This is a genomic window from Cellulomonas sp. FA1 (genome assembly GCF_000986825.1).
Classification (GTDB): domain Bacteria; phylum Actinomycetota; class Actinomycetes; order Actinomycetales; family Cellulomonadaceae; genus Cellulomonas; species Cellulomonas iranensis.
In genome coordinates this window covers 3,189,931-3,206,439 of record NZ_LBMY01000001.1, presented here as the reverse complement: position 1 = coordinate 3,206,439, position 16,509 = coordinate 3,189,931, and the positions used below count along the sequence as shown (strand labels likewise).

Genomic DNA, 16,509 nt, shown 5'->3' with positions numbered 1-16,509 from the left:
CCGGGGCGGGACGTCGTCGTCCCGGGCGGTCGGGGCGTCGTCGGGCCGCACCGTCCGTGCGGCGACGGTAGGGCCGCCCCGCTGCCGCGCTCCAGACCGTGAACCGTTTCGGCAAGCGCCTTCCGACGCGCGGGCGGCCGCTCGACCGGCCGGTCCGTCAGGACGTGAGCGCGAGCCCCAGCACGGCCGCGGCGAGCCCGGCCACGAGCATCCCGGCCGCGTGCAGCACCGCCGCGACGCCCCGACCCGCGAGCAGCAGCCGCGCGGCCTCGACGCTCGCGGCGCTGAACGTCGAGTACCCGCCCAGGAACCCCACGCCGAGCACGGCCTGCACGCCGTCGTGCCCCGCGTGCCGCAGCGTCCAGCCCGTCAGCAGCCCCAGCAGCAGGCACGCGGTGGTGTTGACGACGACGGTCCCGAGCGGCACCGACCCGCGGGCACGACGCGCGACGGCCGTGTCGACACCGAACCGCGCGGCCGCCCCCAGGCCTCCCGCGAGCGCGAGCACGACGATCACGACCGCACCTCCCCCGCGCGCGGGCCGTCGCCGGGCCGCGCACGCTCCTCGACCAGGGCGTCCGGGTCGTGCGCGGCCTGCCCCCGCGCACCCGCGCGCCCGCCCGCGAGCACGACGCCGAGCACCGCGGCCGCGACCCCGAGCACGACGCTCACGAGCGCGTACGCGACCCCCGTCACGACCGCCCCGCCCGTGACCAGCCGCTCCACCTCGAGCACGAACGTGCTGTACGTCGTGTACCCGCCGATCACGCCCGTGCCGACGCCCAGCCGCACGGCACGCCGCCGCCCCGCGTCGGGCCCGCGACGCGCGAGCGCCGTGAGCAGCAGGCCCAGCAGCAGCGAACCCGTGACGTTGATCGCCGTCGTCGTCCACGGCCAGCCGCCGGGCGCCGCCGGGAACGCGCCCTCGAGCAGCGCGCGCACCGTCACGCCGAGCGTCCCGCCCACGGCGACCAGCGCCGCGGACGACACGGTCGACGGCACCGCCGAGCGTGCGGTCGAGGGCGGCGAGGAACGTGCGACGTCGGCCATGGTCACCTCCCGCGGGCAGCAGCCTGCGCCCGTACCACCGGAGCAGGAACCATCAGCCGTGCGGCGGTTCGGGCGGCACGCCCCGGCGGGATCCATCGCCGCGGCCAGGGTACGCCGCACCGCCCGCAAAACGTTCGCCCCCGCACCGACCCGCCCCTAGGGTCGCCGCCCATGGGACACGACCGGCACAGCACCGCAGCACCCGACCGGGGCGAGAGCCTGCACGGCAGGGTCGCCGTCGTCACGGGCGTGAGCCGCCGGCGCGGCATCGGGTTCGCGGTCGCGTCGCGGCTCGCACGCGCCGGCGCGAGCCTCGTCGTCCAGCACTGGGCCCCGCACGACGCCGAGCAGCCGTGGGGTGCCGACGACGTCGACGCCCTGCTGGGCGAGCTCGAGGCGCAGCTCGTGCCGGGCGCGCGCCTCGCGGCGACGAGCCTCGACCTCGCGGCGCCGACCGCGGGCGAGGAGCTCGTCGCGCGCGCCGGCGCCGCGCTGGGGCACCTCGACGTGCTGGTCTGCAACCACGCGCGCAGCGGCGGCGACGGCCGGCTGGCGACCCAGACGGCGGGCACGCTCGACGCGCACTGGGCCGTGAACGCCCGCGCCACGCTGCTCGCGACCAAGGCGTTCGCGGCGCAGCACGACGGCCGGCCCGGCGGCCGCGTGGTGTGGATGACGTCGGGCCAGCTCGCCGGGCCCATGCCGGACGAGATCGCGTACGCCGCGTCGAAGGCGGTGCTCGCGGGGCTGACGCCGTCGGTCGCGGACGACCTGGTCGACCGCGGCATCCTGCTCAACACCGTCAACCCCGGGCCGGTCAACACCGGCTATCTCGACGCCGACGCGGCCCCCGCCGAGGTGGTCGAGGCCGTGCTCGCGCACTTCCCCGGCGGGCGGTTCGGCGAGCCCGACGACCCGGCGCGGCTCATCGCGTGGCTCGTGTCCGACGCCGGGAGGTGGGTCGTGGGGCAGGTGCTCTCGACCGAGGGCGGCTTCCGGCGCTGACGGCCCCGCCCGCGGCCACGCGGCTCAGAACGCGTGGACCGGCAGCGCGCGCTCACGACGCGTGAGGGCCGCGACGACGCGCGCCTGACCGTGCCGCGCGACCGCGAGGCGCACCAGCAGGTCACGCACCGGGTCGAACACCGCGGCGGGGAGCGTCGGGGTGTCGACGCCGACGCTCACCGCGAGGTCGTCGGAGTGCACGACGACCTCGAGCATGCGCGTCAGCAGGAAGTCCTCGCGGCGCAGCGCCCACCCGGCCCACGGCACGGGCACGACGTCCTGCGCGGCGCCGGACGCGAGCGCGTCGCGCACGCGGTCGCGGTGCGTGACGACGCGGTCGTGCAGCGCCGCAGGGCCCTCGAGCGCGAGCGTCTCGTCGCCGCCGCGATCGTTCACCGGGTCCTCGGGCGCGGCCGTCGGCCACGCCGAGCGCGCGTAGTGCTCGTCGGCGTCGGCGAGCACGGGCAGGTCGCCGGGCTCGCTCGGCAGGAGCTCGGCCGCGCGCACCACCTGGTTGCCCAGGTGCACGGCGAGCCCGCCGACGGTCAGTCGCGGCAGCGCCGACGGCTGCGACCACCGCACCGTGACCTCGGGCAGGTCGACCAGGTCGAGCACGGCGTCGGCGGCGAGGAGGAACGCGTCGTCACGGGTCATGCGGGCAGTGTGGCACCGACCATCCCGGCCGCGGGACGGCTCGGGCCGTGGGATCTCCGTGGGCCCGCGGCCCCGACCCGGCTACCGTGCACCGCGTGCTGCGACGTGCGCTCGAGACGGTCCTCCCGGCGCGGCTCGGCGCACCCTTCCGGTGGCTGGTCGCGTCCTCGTGGACGTCGAACCTGGGTGACGGGCTCGTGCTGGCGGCGGGCCCGCTGCTGGTCGCGACCCGCACGCAGGACCCGTTCGTCGTCGCGCTCGCCGCGACGGCCGCGTGGCTCCCGCGCCTGCTGCTGGCGCTGTGGGCGGGCGTCGTCACCGACCGCGTCGACCGCCGCCGGCTCGTCATGGCGTGCAACGCGGTACGGGTCGCCGTGCTCGCGCTGCTCGCCGCCGCCGTCGCGGGCGACGTCGCCCCCGTGTGGGTCGTGCTCGTCGCTCTCGTCGCGCTGGGAGCCGCGGAGACGTTCGCGGACAACGTGGCGGGCACGCTGGCACCGATGGTCGTGCGGCGCGACGACCTCGCGACCGCGAACGCCCGCACGCAGGCCGGGTTCATCGGCCTCAACCAGCTCGCCGGCCCGCCGCTCGGCGCGGCCCTGTTCACGGCCGGGCAGTGGTCGCCGTTTGCCGCGACGGCCGTGCTCATGGCGGCCGCCGTCGCGCTCGTCGCGCGCGTCGAGCTGCCGCCGCACGGGCGCGCCCGCGGCACGACGACCGTGCGCGCCGACGTCGTCGAGGGCGTCCGCTGGACCTGGCACCACCCCGCGGTGCGCACGCTCGTGCTGACGATCCTCGTGTTCAACGTGACGTTCGGGGCCGCGTGGTCGGTGCTCGTGCTGTACACGCAGCAGCGCCTGGGGCTGGGTGACGTCGGGTTCGGCCTGGTCACCACCGTGCAGGCGCTCGGCGGGCTGCTGGGCGTCACGGCCTACGGGTGGCTGACCGCACGCGTGTCGCTCGCGGGGCTCATGCGGGTCGGGCTGGTCGTGGAGACGCTCACGCACCTGGTGCTGGCGGTGACGACGAGCGCGTGGGTCGCGATGCCGGTGTTCTTCGTGTTCGGCGCGCACGCGTTCGTCTGGGGCACGACGTCGATGACGATCCGGCAGCGCGCCGTGCCGAGCGCGCTGCAGGGCCGCGTCAACGGCGTCAACGTCATCGGCACGTTCGGCGGGCTCGTGCTGGGCGGGCTCGTGGGCGGGTGGGCGGCGCAGCGCTGGGGCGTGACCGCGCCGTTCTGGGGCGCGTTCGTCGGGTCGGCCGTGTTCGTCGTGCTGATCTGGCGGCAGCTGCGGCACGTCGCGCACACCGACGCGCAGCCCGCGCCGGACGCCGCCGCCCACGGGCCCGCGTGAGGCGTGTCGGACCCGGCTGGCACGCTGTCCTCATGACCGACGCGCCCGCCCCCGGCACGCCCACCGACGGGCGGCACGCACCCGCGCGCCTCACGTCCGAGCGGGGCGACCCGCCGCACCGCGCCGACGAGGCCACGACGCTGCTCACGTTCCTCGACTTCCACCGCCGCACGCTGCTGCTCAAGACCGAGGGCCTGGACGCCGCGCAGCTGCGGCAGACCCTCCCGCCGTCGACCCTGACGCTCGGCGGCCTGATGAAGCACCTGGCGATGGTCGAGGACAACTGGTTCGGCGTCGTGTGGCACGACCGCCCGCACGTCGAGCCGTGGGCGTCGGCCGACTGGGACGCGGACCGCGACTGGGACTTCACGAGCGCGGCCGACGACTCCCCGGAGCAGCTGCGCGCGCTGTGGGACGAGGCGGTGGCGCGCTCGCAGCGCACGGTCGACGACGCGCTCGCCGCGGGCGGGCTCGACCAGGTGTCGGCGCGACGGCACCACGCGACGGGCGAGCCCGTGTCGCTGCGGTGGGTGCTCGCGCACATGGTCGAGGAGTACGCGCGGCACAACGGGCACGCGGACCTGCTGCGCGAGGCCGTGGACGGGAGCACCGGTGAGTGACGCGCGCGGGCGCCGGCGGGACGGCTGACGCCGTGGCCGACGACCTGCCCGAGCTGCTGCTCCCCGACGCCGCGGCGTGGCGCGCGTGGCTGGCCGAGCACCACGCGCAGCCGACGGGCGTGTGGCTCGTGCTGCACCGCAAGGGTGGCGACGTGACGGCGCTGACGTACACCGACGCGGTCGACGAGGCGCTGTGCTTCGGGTGGATCGACGGCCAGGCGCGGCGCCGCGACGAGGCCAGCACGTTCCAGCGCATGACGCCGCGCCGGCCGCGCAGCGCGTGGTCCGCGGTCAACGTCGAGCGGGTCGCGCGCCTCGAGCGCGAGGGCCGCATGCACGACGCCGGCCGCGCGCAGGTCGCCGCGGCGCAGGCCGACGGCCGGTGGGAGGCCGCCTACCGGGGCCCCGCGACCATCGAGGTCCCCGACGACCTGGCGGCCGCGCTCGACGCGGTGCCCGCCGCGCGCGCCTGGTTCGACGCGTTGACCTCGGGCAACCGGTTCGCGGTGCTGCTGCGCGTCGGGCAGGCCAAGCGGCCCGAGACCCGCGCGCGCCGCATCGCGACGTTCGTCGAGGACCTCGCGCACGGCCGCACGCCGTACCCGCAGAAGCGCCGGCCCGACGGTCTGTGACGCGCGACCCGGACGGGCGTCCGGAACTCGCACCGGACGTCCGTTCCGTCCCGTATCCTCCCGGATCATGGCTGTCCGGCTGCACTACCGCGCGACCCGTCCCGCACCCCTGACCCCCGACGAGGTGGCCGTCGCCCGCGGGCTGGTGGCCGCGCACAACGCGGACTACCCGTTCGACGCCGACGCGCTCGACCTCGCCGACCCCGGTGACGCGTCGCTGCAGGGCAGCACGACCCTCCCGCAGCAGGACCCGTTCGCGACGTTCCTCGGGCTCGCGCACTGGTGCCGCGCGCTCACGGACGTGCGTCGCGCGCTGCCGGGCACGTCGTGGCAGGTGAGCGTCGACGACGACCCCGTGCCGTGGGACGACGAGGCGGGGTTCGGGTGGCCCGAGCAGCGCGACCCGACCCTGCTCGCGAGCATGCAGCAGATGCGCAGCAGGGTCTGACCGTCCCGCCGGCGGCTACGCGGTGACCCGCAGCAGCGCGTCGAGCGCGGGCTGCTGCCCCTTCACGAGCAGGCGCCGCGCGTCGTCGAGCGGCGCCCACACGGCGCGGTCCACCTCGGGCACGTCGAGGTGCCGGCCCGAGCGCGGCGGCCACTCGACGCGTGCGGTGCTGATGCCGGGCCGCGTCGTCAGGTCGGCGCTCGCCGGGTCGTCGGGCGAGCCGACGAGCGACGCGGGGACCTCGACCGCCAGCACGTGCACGACCTTGCCCGAGGAGTAGCGGAACGCCCCCAGGTCGACGGCCGGCAGGTCCGGCGCCGGCACGCCCAGCTCCTCGGCGAACTCGCGCCGCGCCGCCGCCTCGACGTCCTCGCCCGGCTCGACCAGCCCCTTCGGCAGCGACCACGCGTGGTCGTCCTTGCGGGCCCAGAACGGGCCGCCCATGTGCGCGACGAGCACGTGCACGTCCGCACCCCGCCCGTGGTGCAGCAGCAGCCCCGCGCTCGTCACCGGCACCCGGCCACCACCCGTCGCGTCGTCCCGCCCGGCCCGGACCGTCGCCGGGCGCCGTTGCTAGCGTGCGGCACGTGACCGCACCCGCGCGACTCCCCCGCGCCTTCTGGTGGCTGTGGACGTCGTCGGCGGCGTCGAACCTCGCCGACGGCGTGCTGAAGACCGCGCTGCCGCTGGTCGCGCTCGGGTTCACGACGTCGCCCGCGGCGGTCGCGGGGCTGTCGCTCGCGCTGTCGCTGCCGTGGCTCGTCGTCGCGCTGCCCGCCGGTGCGCTCGTGGACCGGTGGGACCGGCGGGCGACGCTCGTCGTGGCGGACGTCGCGCGCGCGGTCGTCGTCGCGCTGCTCACGGTCGTGACGCTCACGGGCGGCGGGTCGATGGCCGCGCTGTACGCCGCGGCCGTGCTCGTCGGCGTCGCCGAGGTGTTCCGGGACACCACGGCGCAGTCGGTGCTGCCGCAGGTCGTCGGGCGCGACGCGCTGCCCGCCGCGAACGGGCGCCTGCACGCCGCCGAGCTGACCACCAACGCGTTCGCCGGGCCGCCGCTGGGCGGGGTGCTCGTGGGCGTCGGCGCGGCGGTCGCGCTCGGGGCCCCGCGGGGCTGTGGGCGCTGGCCGTGCTCGCGCTGCTGCAGGTGCGTGGCTCGTTCCGCGCGCCCCGCGCGGTCGACGCACCGCGCACCACGCTGCGGCGCGACATCGGCGAGGGCCTGCGGTTCCTGTGGCGGCGCCCCGTGCTGCGCACGCTCGCGGTCATGGTCGGGGTGACCAACCTCGCGATGTCGGCCGTGTCGGCGGTGTTCGTGCTGTGGGCCGTGGGGGCGGGGTCCGCGATGGGGCTCACCGAGGCGCAGTACGGCGTGCTGCTGATGTGGCTCGCGGTCGGCGCGGTGGGCGGCTCGCTCGTCGCCGGGCCCGTCACCGCGCGGCTCGGACGCACCGCGACGCTCGGCGTCAGCGTCGTCGGGTCCGCGCTGTGCCTGGCCGCACCGGCCGTGACGACCGACCCGCTGCTCGTCGGCGCCGCCAACACCGTCGCCGGGTTCGGCATCGCGCTGTGGAACGTCGTGACGGTGTCGCTGCGCCAGCGCCTCACGCCCGACCACCTGCTGGGCCGCGTCAACAGCGCCTACCGGCTGCTCGCGTGGGGCACCATGCCGCTCGGCGCCGCGCTCGGCGGGCTGATCGGCGAGACGTGGGGCCTGCGCTGGGTGTTCGTCGTCGGCGGGGTCGTGGCCGCCGGGCTCGTCGTGCTGCTGCCGCGGGTCGGCGAGGGCGCGCTGGTCGCCGCCGAACGGGCCGCGCAGGAGGACGGCGTGCGAGGCCCGGACGACGAGCCGACGGACGACGGCCCGACCGACGACGGTCCGACCGACCACGGGCGGCACGACGACGGCCCGCCGGCCGACGAGGCCGACGGGCCGCCCGACGTCAGGCCGTGAGCGTCAGGCCGTGAGCGCCGCGTCGACCTCTCGCAGGAACGCGTCGAGGTCGTCGGGCGTGCGGGACGTGACGAGCCGGAAGCCCTGCGCGTCGTCGGCCACGACCTCCTCGTCGACCCACGTGCCGCCCGCGTTGCGCACGTCCGTGGTGAGCGACGGGTACGACGTGAGCCGCTTGCCCTGCACGAGACCCGCCTCGACCAGCAGCCACGGGCCGTGGCAGATCGCCGCGACCGGCCGCCCGGCCTGCGCGAACGCGCCGACCAGCCGCACCGCGTCGTCCTGCAGGCGCAGGCTGTCGGCGTTGAGCGTGCCGCCGGGCACGAGCAGCAGGTCGTAGCCGGACGCGTCGACCTGGCCGAGCGTGGTGGTCGGCTGGACGGTGCGACCGGGGTCCTTGTCGCCGACGAGCGTCTCGACGGGCGCGTCGTCGACCGCCGCGACGTCGACCGTGGCGCCCGCGCCCCGCAGGTGCTCGACGGGCACGACGAGCTCGTCCTGCTCGACCCCGTAGTTGGTGACGACGGCCAGCACGCGGCGGCCGGTGAGGTCCGCGTCGGACATGGTGTGCCTCCCTCGGTTCGGGTGACCCGGGGGTCGCCCGGGCCGCCGCCACGGTAGGCAGGGGGCCCGCACCCCCGCACGCCGGGAGCGCGAAGGTCGGGGCTGTCGAAATCGGGGACCCTCGCGCGTCATGGGGGCGAGCGGGCACAGTGGGTGCCCCGGACCACGGAGGACGACATGACGACCCCCACGACCTACACGCTCCTGCTCTGGGGCGACCCCGACGCGTGCGACGACCTCGCGGCCGCGTACGCCGCGCACGAGCGGTTCGCGCAGGAGTGCGCGGCGCGGGGCCACGAGATCCTCGGCGGCGAGGAGCTCACGAGCCCCACGACCGCGCGCGTGCTGCGCGTCGGCGCGGGCGGGTCCGAGGTCACCGACGGACCGTTCGCCGAGCTCACCGAGCAGCTCGGCGGGTTCTACCTGGTCCGCACGTCCGACCCCGAGGGCCTGCTGCGGCTCGCGGCCCCGCTGGTCATGGACGAGGTCGGCGGCGGGACGCTCGAGCTGCGGGCCGTCGTCACGCACGGCGCGGGCGACGAGGCGACCGCCGCGCAGGCCGGCGCCGTCGTATGAGGTTCGTCGTCCTGCTGTACCAGGACGAGGACGTGTGGCGGCGCGCCGACGACGCCGAGCGCGCGCGGTACCACGCGCAGCACGCGGCGTTCGACGGCGCGCTGCGCACCGCGGGCGTGACCGTCGTGGCCGGCGAGGCGCTCGTGGGCGTCGCCGCGGCGCGCACGCACCGCCGCGTCGGCGACGACGTCACCGTCACCGACGGGCCGTTCGCCGAGACGGCCGAGCAGCTCGGGGGGTTCTACCTGGTCGACGCGCCCGACGCGGACACGCTGCTGGCGACGCTGCGGCACCTGCCGGAGTACACGGTCGAGGTGCGCGAGGTCGCCGAGGCATGACCGCCCGTCACCCGGTCGGTGCGCCGGCCCGTGCCCCGCGCGGGCACGCGGCCGGCGCACCCGCCACCCGCCGGCGCACCCGCGACGGGCGCTGCCCGGTGAACCCGCGGTGACCGCGCACGAGGACGCGGCGGACCCGGTCGCGTCAGCCGTCGCCGACGCGTGGCGCGCGCACTGGTCGCACGTCGTCGCGCTGCTCGTCGCGCAGTACGCGAGCCCCGACCTCGCCGAGGACGCGGCCGGCGACGCGTTCGAGGCCGCGGCGCGCACGTGGCCGCGCGACGGCGTGCCGGCCAACCCCGGCGCGTGGCTGCTGACCGCGGCCCGCCGCCGCGTCGTCGACCGGCTGCGCGCCCGCGCGCTGCACCGCCGCAAGGAGCCGCTGCTCGTGGTCGACGACGAGATGCGCGCGCTCGCGGCGGCGGCGCACGACCCCGGCGCGCACGTCGCGGACGAGCAGCTGCGGCTCGTGCTGACGTGCTGCCACCCGGCGCTCGCACCGGCCGACCGGGTCGCGATGACGCTGCGGTTCGTCGTCGGGCTCTCGACCGCGGACATCGCACGGCTGCAGCTCGTGCAGCACACCGCGATGTCGGCACGGCTCACGCGCGCCAAGCGTCGTCTCGCGGAGACCGGCGTGCCGTTCGTCGTGCCGCCGCGCGACCGGCTCGACGAGCGTCTCGACGCCGTGACGACCGTGCTGTACCTGCTGTTCACGGCCGGGTACCAGCCCGCCGACGTGCCCGGGGGGCTGCGCGTCGACCTCGCCGACGAGGCCGTGCGGCTCGTGCGCGAGCTCGACGGGCTGCTGGGCGGGTCGCCGCGCGTGCGCGCGCTGCTCGCGCTGGTGCTGCTGCAGCACTCGCGCCGCGACGCGCGCGTCGACGACGCGGGCCGCCTGGTGCTGCTGCCCGACCAGGACCGCGCGCGCTGGCACGCGGCCGAGATCGCCGAGGGCGTCGCGCTGCTGCGCGCGCTGCCGCCGCTCGACGGCCTGGCCGAGGACCACCGGCTGCAGGCGCTCGTGGCCGCCGAGCACGCGACCGCGCGGACCGCGGCGGACACCCGGTGGGACGTCGTCGCCGGCCTCTACGCGCTGCTCGAGGCACGCACCGGGTCGCCCGTGGTGCGCCTGGCGCGCGCGGTCGCGGTCGCCGAGGCCGCCGGGCCGGACGCGGGCCTCGCCGTGCTCGAGGGACTGGACGACGCGCTGCCGCGCCACCACCGGCTCCCGGCGGTGCGCGGCGAGCTCCTGCTGCGCGCGGGCCGCCACCCCGAGGCCGTCACCGAGCTCGAGCGCGCGCTCGACCTCGTCCCCGACGCCGCCGAGCGCGACCACCTGCAGCGCCGCCTGGCCGAGGCCCGCACCCGCGAGCCCTGACGGGCGCGAGCGCACCGCACCCACCCCCACCGCGACGGACAGCCGTACGGTCGACGGACAGCGGCACGCGCCTGTCCGTCGAGCCGTGCCGGTGTCCGTCGGCGAGGGGTGGCCGCCGGTGGGGGTGGGGTGCCAAGGCCAGCCGGGTCGGCGCACGCGAGGAGCGCCGGCCGGCGGGTCAGCGGACGCGGGGGCCGCGCGTGCGGCGCTGGACCGCGAGCCGGGTGCGGGCCGCGAGGTCGTCGAGGCCCGTGACGTCGCGCGTGCGCGCCACGAGGTCGGCGACGTCCCGGGACAGCGCGTCGAGGTCGGCCTCGGGGTCGACCCGCAGCGTGCTGACCAGCACGTGCCGCCCGCCCTCGTGGTCCACGACCGCGCGGGCGCCGAGCACGCCGGGAACGCGGCGCGCCTGCTCGGCGACCTGCGCGGCGAGCGGCGCGACGTCGAGCACGAGCCGGCCGGACGCGTCGGACCCGGCGAGCGGCAGCTCCCGCACGCGCGGCGTGCCGAGGTGCGCGAGCAGCCACCACAGCGCGAAGGCGCCAAGCACGACGCCGCTCGCGGTGGCCGCTGCCCCGAACCAGGAGGCCCCGGTGACGTCCGCGGCGCGGGCCGGCTCGAGCGCGGTCGGCGCGCCGGGCCACAGGCGGGCCAGCGTGCCCGTCCACCACAGCACCGCGGCCACGCCGACCATGAGCAGCACGACGCCCAGCAGCAGGGCGACCGCGCGGTCCAGGCCGCGCACACGGCGGGTCATCGCGCACCTCCACGGGTCTCGGCGTCCTCGGTCCGGGCGCGGCGCGTGCGGACGACGACGCGCGGCGGGTCGGTCAGCGCCGTGAGCCGCTGCGTGACCGCGACGGCGATGCGCGCCTCGAGCGCGGGGTCGCCGTCGGTCGTCGCGGTGACGGTCACGGCGCGCCGCCCCCACGTGCTGCTGACGTCGAGCACGCCGTCGACGCGGGCGGCGGCAGCCGACGCGAGCCGCGCGACGTCCTGGCCCCGCACGTGCTGCCCGGCGCCCGCCGTCAGCGGCAGGCCGGGGCGACGGCGCGGCGTGAGCGCGGCGACGACGAGCCGCAGCCCCGCGAGCGCGACGACGAGCCCGACGAGCGCGACGGGCCACGTGGGTCGGAGCGTGCCGAGCCCGGCACCGGCGTCCGCGACCCACGACGTGCCGGGCGCCGCGCCGAGGGCGACGAGGCCGTCGTGGACGAGCACGACGGCGACCGCGAGCACGACGACCGTGAGCAGCGGGCCGAGCCACGCGAGCGTCCCGGCGGGACGGGGCGGTGCGTACGGCACGGGCCGGTGGGGCGTGGTGTGGTCGGGTCGGTCGGCGGGCGTCGCGGTGCCGGACAGCGGGGGTGCCACCGGGGCGACGTGCGCACCGGTGCGGGGAACGGGGGTCTCGGTGGTCATCGCACACGCTCCCGGGGTGCGTCGGACGGGTCGGTGACGGCGACGACGCGGACGTCGACACGGTCGGTGGGGACGCCCGCGAACCGCTCGACCGCCGCGGCGACGGCCTCGCGCACGGAACGCGCGGTGGCGGCAGCGGGTGCGGGCCAGACGAGCGCGACGTCGACCTCGACCTGTGCGCGCGTGCCCACGACGTGCGCGGACGCGTGCGGCAGGTCGCGGCCCAGCAGCCCGCCGGCCGTGGTGCGCGCGACGCCGGGGACCCGCGCGGCGGCGACGGCGGCGACGCGCTGCACGGCGCGGTCGGCGACCGTGAGGGTGCCGCGCGTGCCGGGGTCGGGCGGTGCCTCGGCAGGCGTGGGCGCGAGGGCGACGTCAGCCACGGCGCCGGCCGTTCGTGAACGTCGTCAGGTCCACCCGGCCCTCGAGCGCGGCACCCACGACCCAGCCCAGGGCGCCGAGCACGAGCGCGAGCAGGAAGCCCGTGAACCCGCCGGCGACGGCGGCGAGCGCGAGCAGCAGACCGGTCAGCAGGCCGGCGAGGGACAGGGACATGGGGTTCTCCTCGGGTGCGGGGTGGGGCGCGCGGGGCGGGGTCGCGCTGCGCGTCAGGGGGAGAGGTCGTCGACGACGACGTGGACGTCGCCGCCGACGGCGGCGCGGACGGCCGCGTGCACGGCGCCCGCGGTGGCCCGCAGGTCGGTGCCGAGCCGCAGCACCACGTGGACCTCGGTGGACGTGCCGTCGGGGGTGGTGCGGACGCGGACGCCGGCGACGCGACGGCCGGGCAGGTAGGTGCCGATCTCGCCGAACGGCCCGGGGTGCAGGCCGGTGACGCCGGGCACCGCGAGCGCGGCCGTGGCGGCGAGCTCGGCAGGGTCGGGCGGGTCGACGGGGGCGGGCGGCGCGACGGGGACGGGTGCCCAGGCCGGATCGCGCGGCGCGACCGGAACGGGCGGTGCGCCGGGCACGCGTGCCCCGGCCGCATCGGGCGACCCGGCGGTGGCGGGCGTCGACCGAGGGCCGACGTCCGCCCCGCCCGGGGGGACGACCCGGGGCGGGGCGTCCGGTCGGTCGGTGCTCATGCCACGCGGGGCTGCGGCTCGGGCTCGGGCTGCGGGTCGTCCTGCGGCAGGTGCACGTCGTTGACCGTGATGTTGACCTCGATCACGCGCAGCCCGGTCATGCGCTCGACGGACGTGATGATGTTGCGGCGCACGCCCTCGGCGAGGTCGACCACGGACACGCCGTACTCGGCGACGAGGTCGACGTCGATCGCGGCCTCCTGCTCGCCGACCTCGACGCTGATGCCCTGCGCGTGGTTGGTCGTGCCGCCGGGGATGCGCTCGCGCAGCGCGCCGAACGCACGGGCCGCGCCGCCGCCGAGGGCGTACACACCCGCGACGTCGCCCGCGGCGATGCCGGCGATCTTGGCGACGACGCCGTCGGCGATCGTCGTGGTGCCGTGCTCGGTCTGCAGCGGGGTCGAGCTCGCGACGCCGCCGCCGAGCGCGGTGTTGCCGCCGCGCGGGCCGCGGTTCGCGGGGCTCGGGGTGCTCGTGGTGGTCGACGTCGGCGTGCTGGTCTGCTCGGTCATCGTTCCTCCTGTGCTGGGCGTGCCGCTGGCTGCGGCCCGGTGGTGCCGGTCGGGTGCCGTGCGCTCGCCGCGCCGCGGGGGCGTGGTGCGCCGACACTGGGTGAGTGCCCGTTGCCGCGTCGACGTCACGGTCGACCTGCTGTGATCTCCATCACACCTCTCCTGGTGCGATCCGCCACCGGAGCGCGCGATGACACCGGCCGTCCCGGCACCCCCGGACGCGCCCGTCCCCGACGACGAGCTCGTCGCGCGCGCGGGCCTCGGCGACCACGCCGCGTTCGCCGAGCTCGTCGCGCGCCACGGCGCCGCGCTCTACCGCTACGCGCGCCGGATGCTCGGCTCCGCGCCCGACGCCGAGGACGCCGTGCAGGACGCGCTGACCGCCGCGTGGCTCGGCGCCGAAGGGTTCCGCGGCGCGTCGAGCGTGCGGACCTGGCTGTTCGGCATCCAGGCCAACTGCGTGCGCCGCGCGGCCCGCACGCGCACCCGCACCCCCGTCCCCGTGACGACCGACCCGGACGACGAGCGCACCGACCCGGCTCCCGCCGGCGACGACCCGGTGGAACACTTGCTCGCGACCGACCTGCGCGCCGCGCTCGACCTCGCGCTCGCGGACCTGCCGGGCCTGCAGCGCGCGGCGTGGCTCCTGGTCGAGGTCGAGGGCATGCCGTACGCGGACGCCGCGCAGGTGCTGGGCACGACGCACGCGGCGGTCCGGGGGCTGCTGGAACGGGCCCGCAGGACGCTCGGGAGGAGGTTCGAGACATGGCGGTGAACGACGGCGACGGCACGCGCCGCACGCCCGGCGACGACCTGCTCGACCTCGCGACGGCGCAGCTGCGCACCCACACCGACGACGGCTGGGTGTCGGTCGCGCCGCGCGTGCTCGCGTCCGCGCTGCGCGCGGTCCGGCCGTCGCAGCCCGTGCGGGGGCGTCACGCCGAGGGCGAGTACGTGGTCGCGGCCGACGTCCTGCGCACGTCGGTCCGCGCGCTGCTCGACCCGGACCCGCGCGTCCGGCTGCGTCGGCTCGCGCTGCGCACCGGGCCCGACGACGTGCTCGAGGAGGCGGTCGTCGACGTCTCGGCCGCGTACCTGCAGCCGCTCGAGCCGCTGGCCGACGACGTGCGGCGCACCGTGGCCGCGCACCTGCGCGACGTGCTCGGCGACGCCGACCTGCCCGACGAGGTCGTGCGCGTCGACCTGCTGGTCACCGACGTCCACCGCACCTGACCCCGACGGCCTGCCGTCGACGCCGTGACGCCGAGCGTGCGGCGGCCGACCGTCCGCGCGGCCGACCGTCTGCGCCCGACCGCTCAGGCCCGCGGGGCCGCCACCGATGGGCAGGGGACGGGAGGTGGGCGTGCAGGGCGTGCAGGCGATCACCGCGCGCATGGCCGCGATCGAGCAGGCCATCGCGACGGTCGGCGCTGCCCGGACACCGCCGCCCACGACGTCCGTCGCCACGCCCTCCGCCACCGGCACCGCGTTCGCGGCCGCGCTGGCCGCGGAGGTCGCCGGCACCGAGCGCACCACGGGCGCGGCACCCACCGGCACGCTGCCCGCGGTCGACGGCTTCACGCCCGAGCAGGTCGGCAACGCGGCCGCGGTCGTCGCGGCCGGGCGCGGCATGGGCCTGTCGCTGCGGGACCAGGCGATCGGCGTCATGACGGCGATCGGCGAGTCGTCGCTGCGCGTCGTCGACCACGGCGACGCCGCCGGGCCGGACAGCCGCGGCCTGTTCCAGCAGCGCGACAACGGCGCGTGGGGCACGTACGCCGAGCGCATGGACCCGACCGCGTCGGCGCAGAGCTTCTTCCGCGCGCTGCAGCGCGTCGACGGGCGGGACACGATGGCGCCGACGCTCGTCGCGCACGCCGTGCAGCGCAACGCCGACCCGCAGCACTACGCGCGGTCGTGGGACGCGGCGGTCCGGCTCGTCGCGCGACTCACCGGCACGACGCCCGCGCAGGTCGCGGGCTGACGCACCCCGCACGTCACGGGCAGACGCACCGCGCACGTCCGGCGGCGCCGGTCGCCGCGCACGACGCCGCGCCGGGCGACGGCGCGCACCCCCGCCCGCACGACCCACGCGGTCAGGCCGCGGCGACCTCGCGCACCCACGCGCCGTCGGCCTGCGCGCGGAAGCCGACGCGCTCGAGGTACGCGATCGCACCCGGCGGGGCGGTCGGCACGACGAGCCGGCGCAGCCCGTGCGCCGCGAACACGTCGGAGTGCCGGTACACGAACTCACCGGGCGTGAAGTCCCGGAACCGCGGGGTCACCCAGTCCAGCGCGACGACGCCCGTGCCGTCGCCGTCGTCGCGCACGAGCACGACGCCGACCGTCTCGTCGCCGCGCACGACGAGGAACGCGAGCTCGTCGCCGGGGGTGCCGGGCGTCGAGGGGTCGGGCACCTGCGCGCCGGCCACGGGGGCGACGGGTGCGGGCAGCCCGGGTGCGGACGAACCGGGTGTGGACGAACCGGATGCTGACGAACCGGAGGCGGGCGCGCCGGATGCAGACGCGCCCGGTACGGACGCACCGACGGCGGGCACGGTGCGGTGCCGCGCGACGTCGTCGGCGTGCACCGCGAGCACGTGCCGCAGGTAGGCGTCGTCGCGCGCGACCTCGACCACGGCGTACACCGCGGCGTCGGAACGCTCGCGGCGCAGGCGCCACAGCCAGTAGACGTCGATCACCGCGATCGCGCCGTTCATGGCCGCGAACGCCCAGATGCCGAAGACCGCGTTGTACGTGGTCGCGAGGACCGCGCCGACGAGGTTCATCACGCGGAACCGCCACACCCGCGCCTGCATGAGCGAGAGCACGACGAGGACCGAGCCGACCCACCCGACGATCTCCCACCACGGCATCCGAGCAGGCTAGGGCCCGGGGTCCGGTGCGGGC

Annotated in this window: 24 protein-coding genes, 1 pseudogene and 1 riboswitch; of the genes and pseudogenes, 13 read left to right on the top strand and 12 right to left on the bottom strand. The window is 77.6% G+C overall.

From position 1 onward, the window contains the following. Positions 1-157 precede the first annotated feature (157 nt). Both GY42_RS14455 and GY42_RS14450 read right to left on the bottom strand, forming a co-directional pair. The gene (locus tag GY42_RS14455; protein ID WP_046529860.1) at positions 158-517 is read right to left on the bottom strand and encodes a fluoride efflux transporter FluC; all 360 of its coding nucleotides are present in this window, start codon (positions 515-517) and stop codon (positions 158-160) included. Beyond that, entirely contained in the window at positions 514-1,050 is a 537-nt protein-coding gene (locus GY42_RS14450; RefSeq protein WP_082131578.1) for a fluoride efflux transporter FluC, read from the bottom strand. The genes GY42_RS14455 and GY42_RS14450 overlap by 4 nt, the downstream gene beginning before the upstream one ends. A 36-nt stretch (positions 1,051-1,086) precedes the next feature. Then, positions 1,087-1,159, bottom strand: a riboswitch (Fluoride riboswitch). Between the two features lie 62 nt (positions 1,160-1,221). Here GY42_RS14450 and GY42_RS14445 point away from each other — a divergent pair. Continuing rightward, complete coding sequence (locus tag GY42_RS14445; protein WP_046529859.1) at positions 1,222-2,055, top strand: SDR family oxidoreductase; 834 nt, start codon at positions 1,222-1,224, stop codon at positions 2,053-2,055. A gap of 24 nt (positions 2,056-2,079) precedes the next feature. Here the strand turns inward: GY42_RS14445 and GY42_RS14440 are convergent, their stop codons facing one another. Continuing rightward, a complete protein-coding gene (locus GY42_RS14440; protein ID WP_046529858.1) occupies positions 2,080-2,709 on the bottom strand; it encodes a maleylpyruvate isomerase N-terminal domain-containing protein in 630 nt (209 codons plus the stop codon). Between the two features lie 95 nt (positions 2,710-2,804). On the opposite strand from GY42_RS14440, the gene GY42_RS14435 reads away from it, so the two are divergent. The 4 genes from GY42_RS14435 (at position 2,805) to GY42_RS14420 (ending at position 5,767) form a co-directional block, all read left to right on the top strand. Then, positions 2,805-4,067: an MFS transporter gene (locus GY42_RS14435; RefSeq protein ID WP_330217854.1), complete on the top strand. Its 1,263-nt coding sequence runs from the start codon at positions 2,805-2,807 to the stop codon at positions 4,065-4,067. 32 nt (positions 4,068-4,099) lie between these two features. Further along, on the top strand, positions 4,100-4,687 hold the full coding sequence (locus GY42_RS14430; RefSeq protein ID WP_082131577.1) for a DinB family protein: 588 nt from the start codon (positions 4,100-4,102) through the stop codon (positions 4,685-4,687). A 32-nt stretch (positions 4,688-4,719) separates the two neighbouring features. Continuing rightward, a complete protein-coding gene (locus GY42_RS14425) occupies positions 4,720-5,319 on the top strand; it encodes a YdeI/OmpD-associated family protein (RefSeq protein WP_046531034.1) in 600 nt (199 codons plus the stop codon). 67 nt (positions 5,320-5,386) lie between these two features. Next, complete coding sequence (locus GY42_RS14420) at positions 5,387-5,767, top strand: hypothetical protein (protein ID WP_046529857.1); 381 nt, start codon at positions 5,387-5,389, stop codon at positions 5,765-5,767. A 15-nt stretch (positions 5,768-5,782) separates the two neighbouring features. Here GY42_RS14420 and GY42_RS14415 read toward each other — a convergent pair whose 3' ends face one another. Then, complete coding sequence (locus GY42_RS14415; RefSeq protein ID WP_046529856.1) at positions 5,783-6,283, bottom strand: NUDIX domain-containing protein; 501 nt, start codon at positions 6,281-6,283, stop codon at positions 5,783-5,785. A gap of 62 nt (positions 6,284-6,345) precedes the next feature. Here GY42_RS14415 and GY42_RS20050 point away from each other — a divergent pair. Next, positions 6,346-6,810, top strand: a pseudogene (locus tag GY42_RS20050) (MFS transporter); the annotation flags it as partial. A gap of 86 nt (positions 6,811-6,896) precedes the next feature. After that, a complete protein-coding gene (locus tag GY42_RS20045) occupies positions 6,897-7,721 on the top strand; it encodes an MFS transporter (protein WP_201775282.1) in 825 nt (274 codons plus the stop codon). Between the two features lie 3 nt (positions 7,722-7,724). Here GY42_RS20045 and GY42_RS14405 read toward each other — a convergent pair whose 3' ends face one another. Next, positions 7,725-8,285 (bottom strand): type 1 glutamine amidotransferase domain-containing protein, encoded by a 561-nt coding sequence (locus GY42_RS14405; protein WP_046529855.1) that lies wholly within the window; start codon positions 8,283-8,285, stop codon positions 7,725-7,727. A gap of 177 nt (positions 8,286-8,462) precedes the next feature. Here GY42_RS14405 and GY42_RS14400 point away from each other — a divergent pair, with 177 nt between their 5' ends. The 3 genes from GY42_RS14400 to GY42_RS14390 all read left to right on the top strand — a co-directional run bounded on the left by GY42_RS14400 (position 8,463) and on the right by GY42_RS14390 (position 10,580). Continuing rightward, positions 8,463-8,861, top strand: a complete 399-nt coding sequence (locus GY42_RS14400; protein WP_046529854.1) for a YciI family protein — start codon at positions 8,463-8,465, stop codon at positions 8,859-8,861. Continuing rightward, positions 8,858-9,199, top strand: coding sequence for a YciI family protein (locus GY42_RS14395; protein ID WP_046529853.1), 342 nt, complete (start codon positions 8,858-8,860; stop codon positions 9,197-9,199). The genes GY42_RS14400 and GY42_RS14395 overlap by 4 nt, the downstream gene beginning before the upstream one ends. Positions 9,200-9,308: 109 nt before the next feature. Beyond that, positions 9,309-10,580: an RNA polymerase sigma factor gene (locus GY42_RS14390; protein WP_046529852.1), complete on the top strand. Its 1,272-nt coding sequence runs from the start codon at positions 9,309-9,311 to the stop codon at positions 10,578-10,580. A gap of 178 nt (positions 10,581-10,758) precedes the next feature. Here GY42_RS14390 and GY42_RS14385 read toward each other — a convergent pair whose 3' ends face one another. The 6 genes from GY42_RS14385 to GY42_RS14360 form a co-directional block, all read right to left on the bottom strand. Next, positions 10,759-11,337: a hypothetical protein gene (locus GY42_RS14385; protein ID WP_152667341.1), complete on the bottom strand. Its 579-nt coding sequence runs from the start codon at positions 11,335-11,337 to the stop codon at positions 10,759-10,761. Next, positions 11,334-12,002, bottom strand: a complete 669-nt coding sequence (locus GY42_RS14380) for a DUF6286 domain-containing protein (protein WP_152667340.1) — start codon at positions 12,000-12,002, stop codon at positions 11,334-11,336. Before GY42_RS14380 ends, GY42_RS14385 begins: the two co-directional genes overlap by 4 nt. Beyond that, complete coding sequence (locus GY42_RS14375) at positions 11,999-12,385, bottom strand: Asp23/Gls24 family envelope stress response protein (protein ID WP_046529849.1); 387 nt, start codon at positions 12,383-12,385, stop codon at positions 11,999-12,001. Before GY42_RS14375 ends, GY42_RS14380 begins: the two co-directional genes overlap by 4 nt. Further along, complete coding sequence (locus GY42_RS14370; RefSeq protein WP_046529848.1) at positions 12,378-12,557, bottom strand: hypothetical protein; 180 nt, start codon at positions 12,555-12,557, stop codon at positions 12,378-12,380. The genes GY42_RS14375 and GY42_RS14370 overlap by 8 nt, the downstream gene beginning before the upstream one ends. A gap of 53 nt (positions 12,558-12,610) precedes the next feature. Then, positions 12,611-12,973, bottom strand: a complete 363-nt coding sequence (locus GY42_RS14365; RefSeq protein WP_236686801.1) for a hypothetical protein — start codon at positions 12,971-12,973, stop codon at positions 12,611-12,613. 110 nt (positions 12,974-13,083) lie between these two features. Continuing rightward, entirely contained in the window at positions 13,084-13,599 is a 516-nt protein-coding gene (locus tag GY42_RS14360) for an Asp23/Gls24 family envelope stress response protein (protein ID WP_082131576.1), read from the bottom strand. A 190-nt stretch (positions 13,600-13,789) separates the two neighbouring features. Here GY42_RS14360 and GY42_RS14355 point away from each other — a divergent pair, with 190 nt between their 5' ends. The 3 genes from GY42_RS14355 to GY42_RS18340 all read left to right on the top strand — a co-directional run bounded on the left by GY42_RS14355 (position 13,790) and on the right by GY42_RS18340 (position 15,583). Next, entirely contained in the window at positions 13,790-14,374 is a 585-nt protein-coding gene (locus GY42_RS14355; RefSeq protein WP_046529847.1) for an RNA polymerase sigma factor, read from the top strand. Beyond that, positions 14,365-14,832, top strand: a complete 468-nt coding sequence (locus GY42_RS14350; RefSeq protein WP_046529846.1) for a hypothetical protein — start codon at positions 14,365-14,367, stop codon at positions 14,830-14,832. Before GY42_RS14355 ends, GY42_RS14350 begins: the two co-directional genes overlap by 10 nt. Before the next feature lie 130 nt (positions 14,833-14,962). After that, complete coding sequence (locus GY42_RS18340; protein WP_152667339.1) at positions 14,963-15,583, top strand: hypothetical protein; 621 nt, start codon at positions 14,963-14,965, stop codon at positions 15,581-15,583. 112 nt (positions 15,584-15,695) lie between these two features. Here the strand turns inward: GY42_RS18340 and GY42_RS19880 are convergent, their stop codons facing one another. Continuing rightward, entirely contained in the window at positions 15,696-16,475 is a 780-nt protein-coding gene (locus GY42_RS19880) for a hypothetical protein (RefSeq protein ID WP_046529844.1), read from the bottom strand. Between the last annotated feature and the right edge of the window lie 34 nt (positions 16,476-16,509).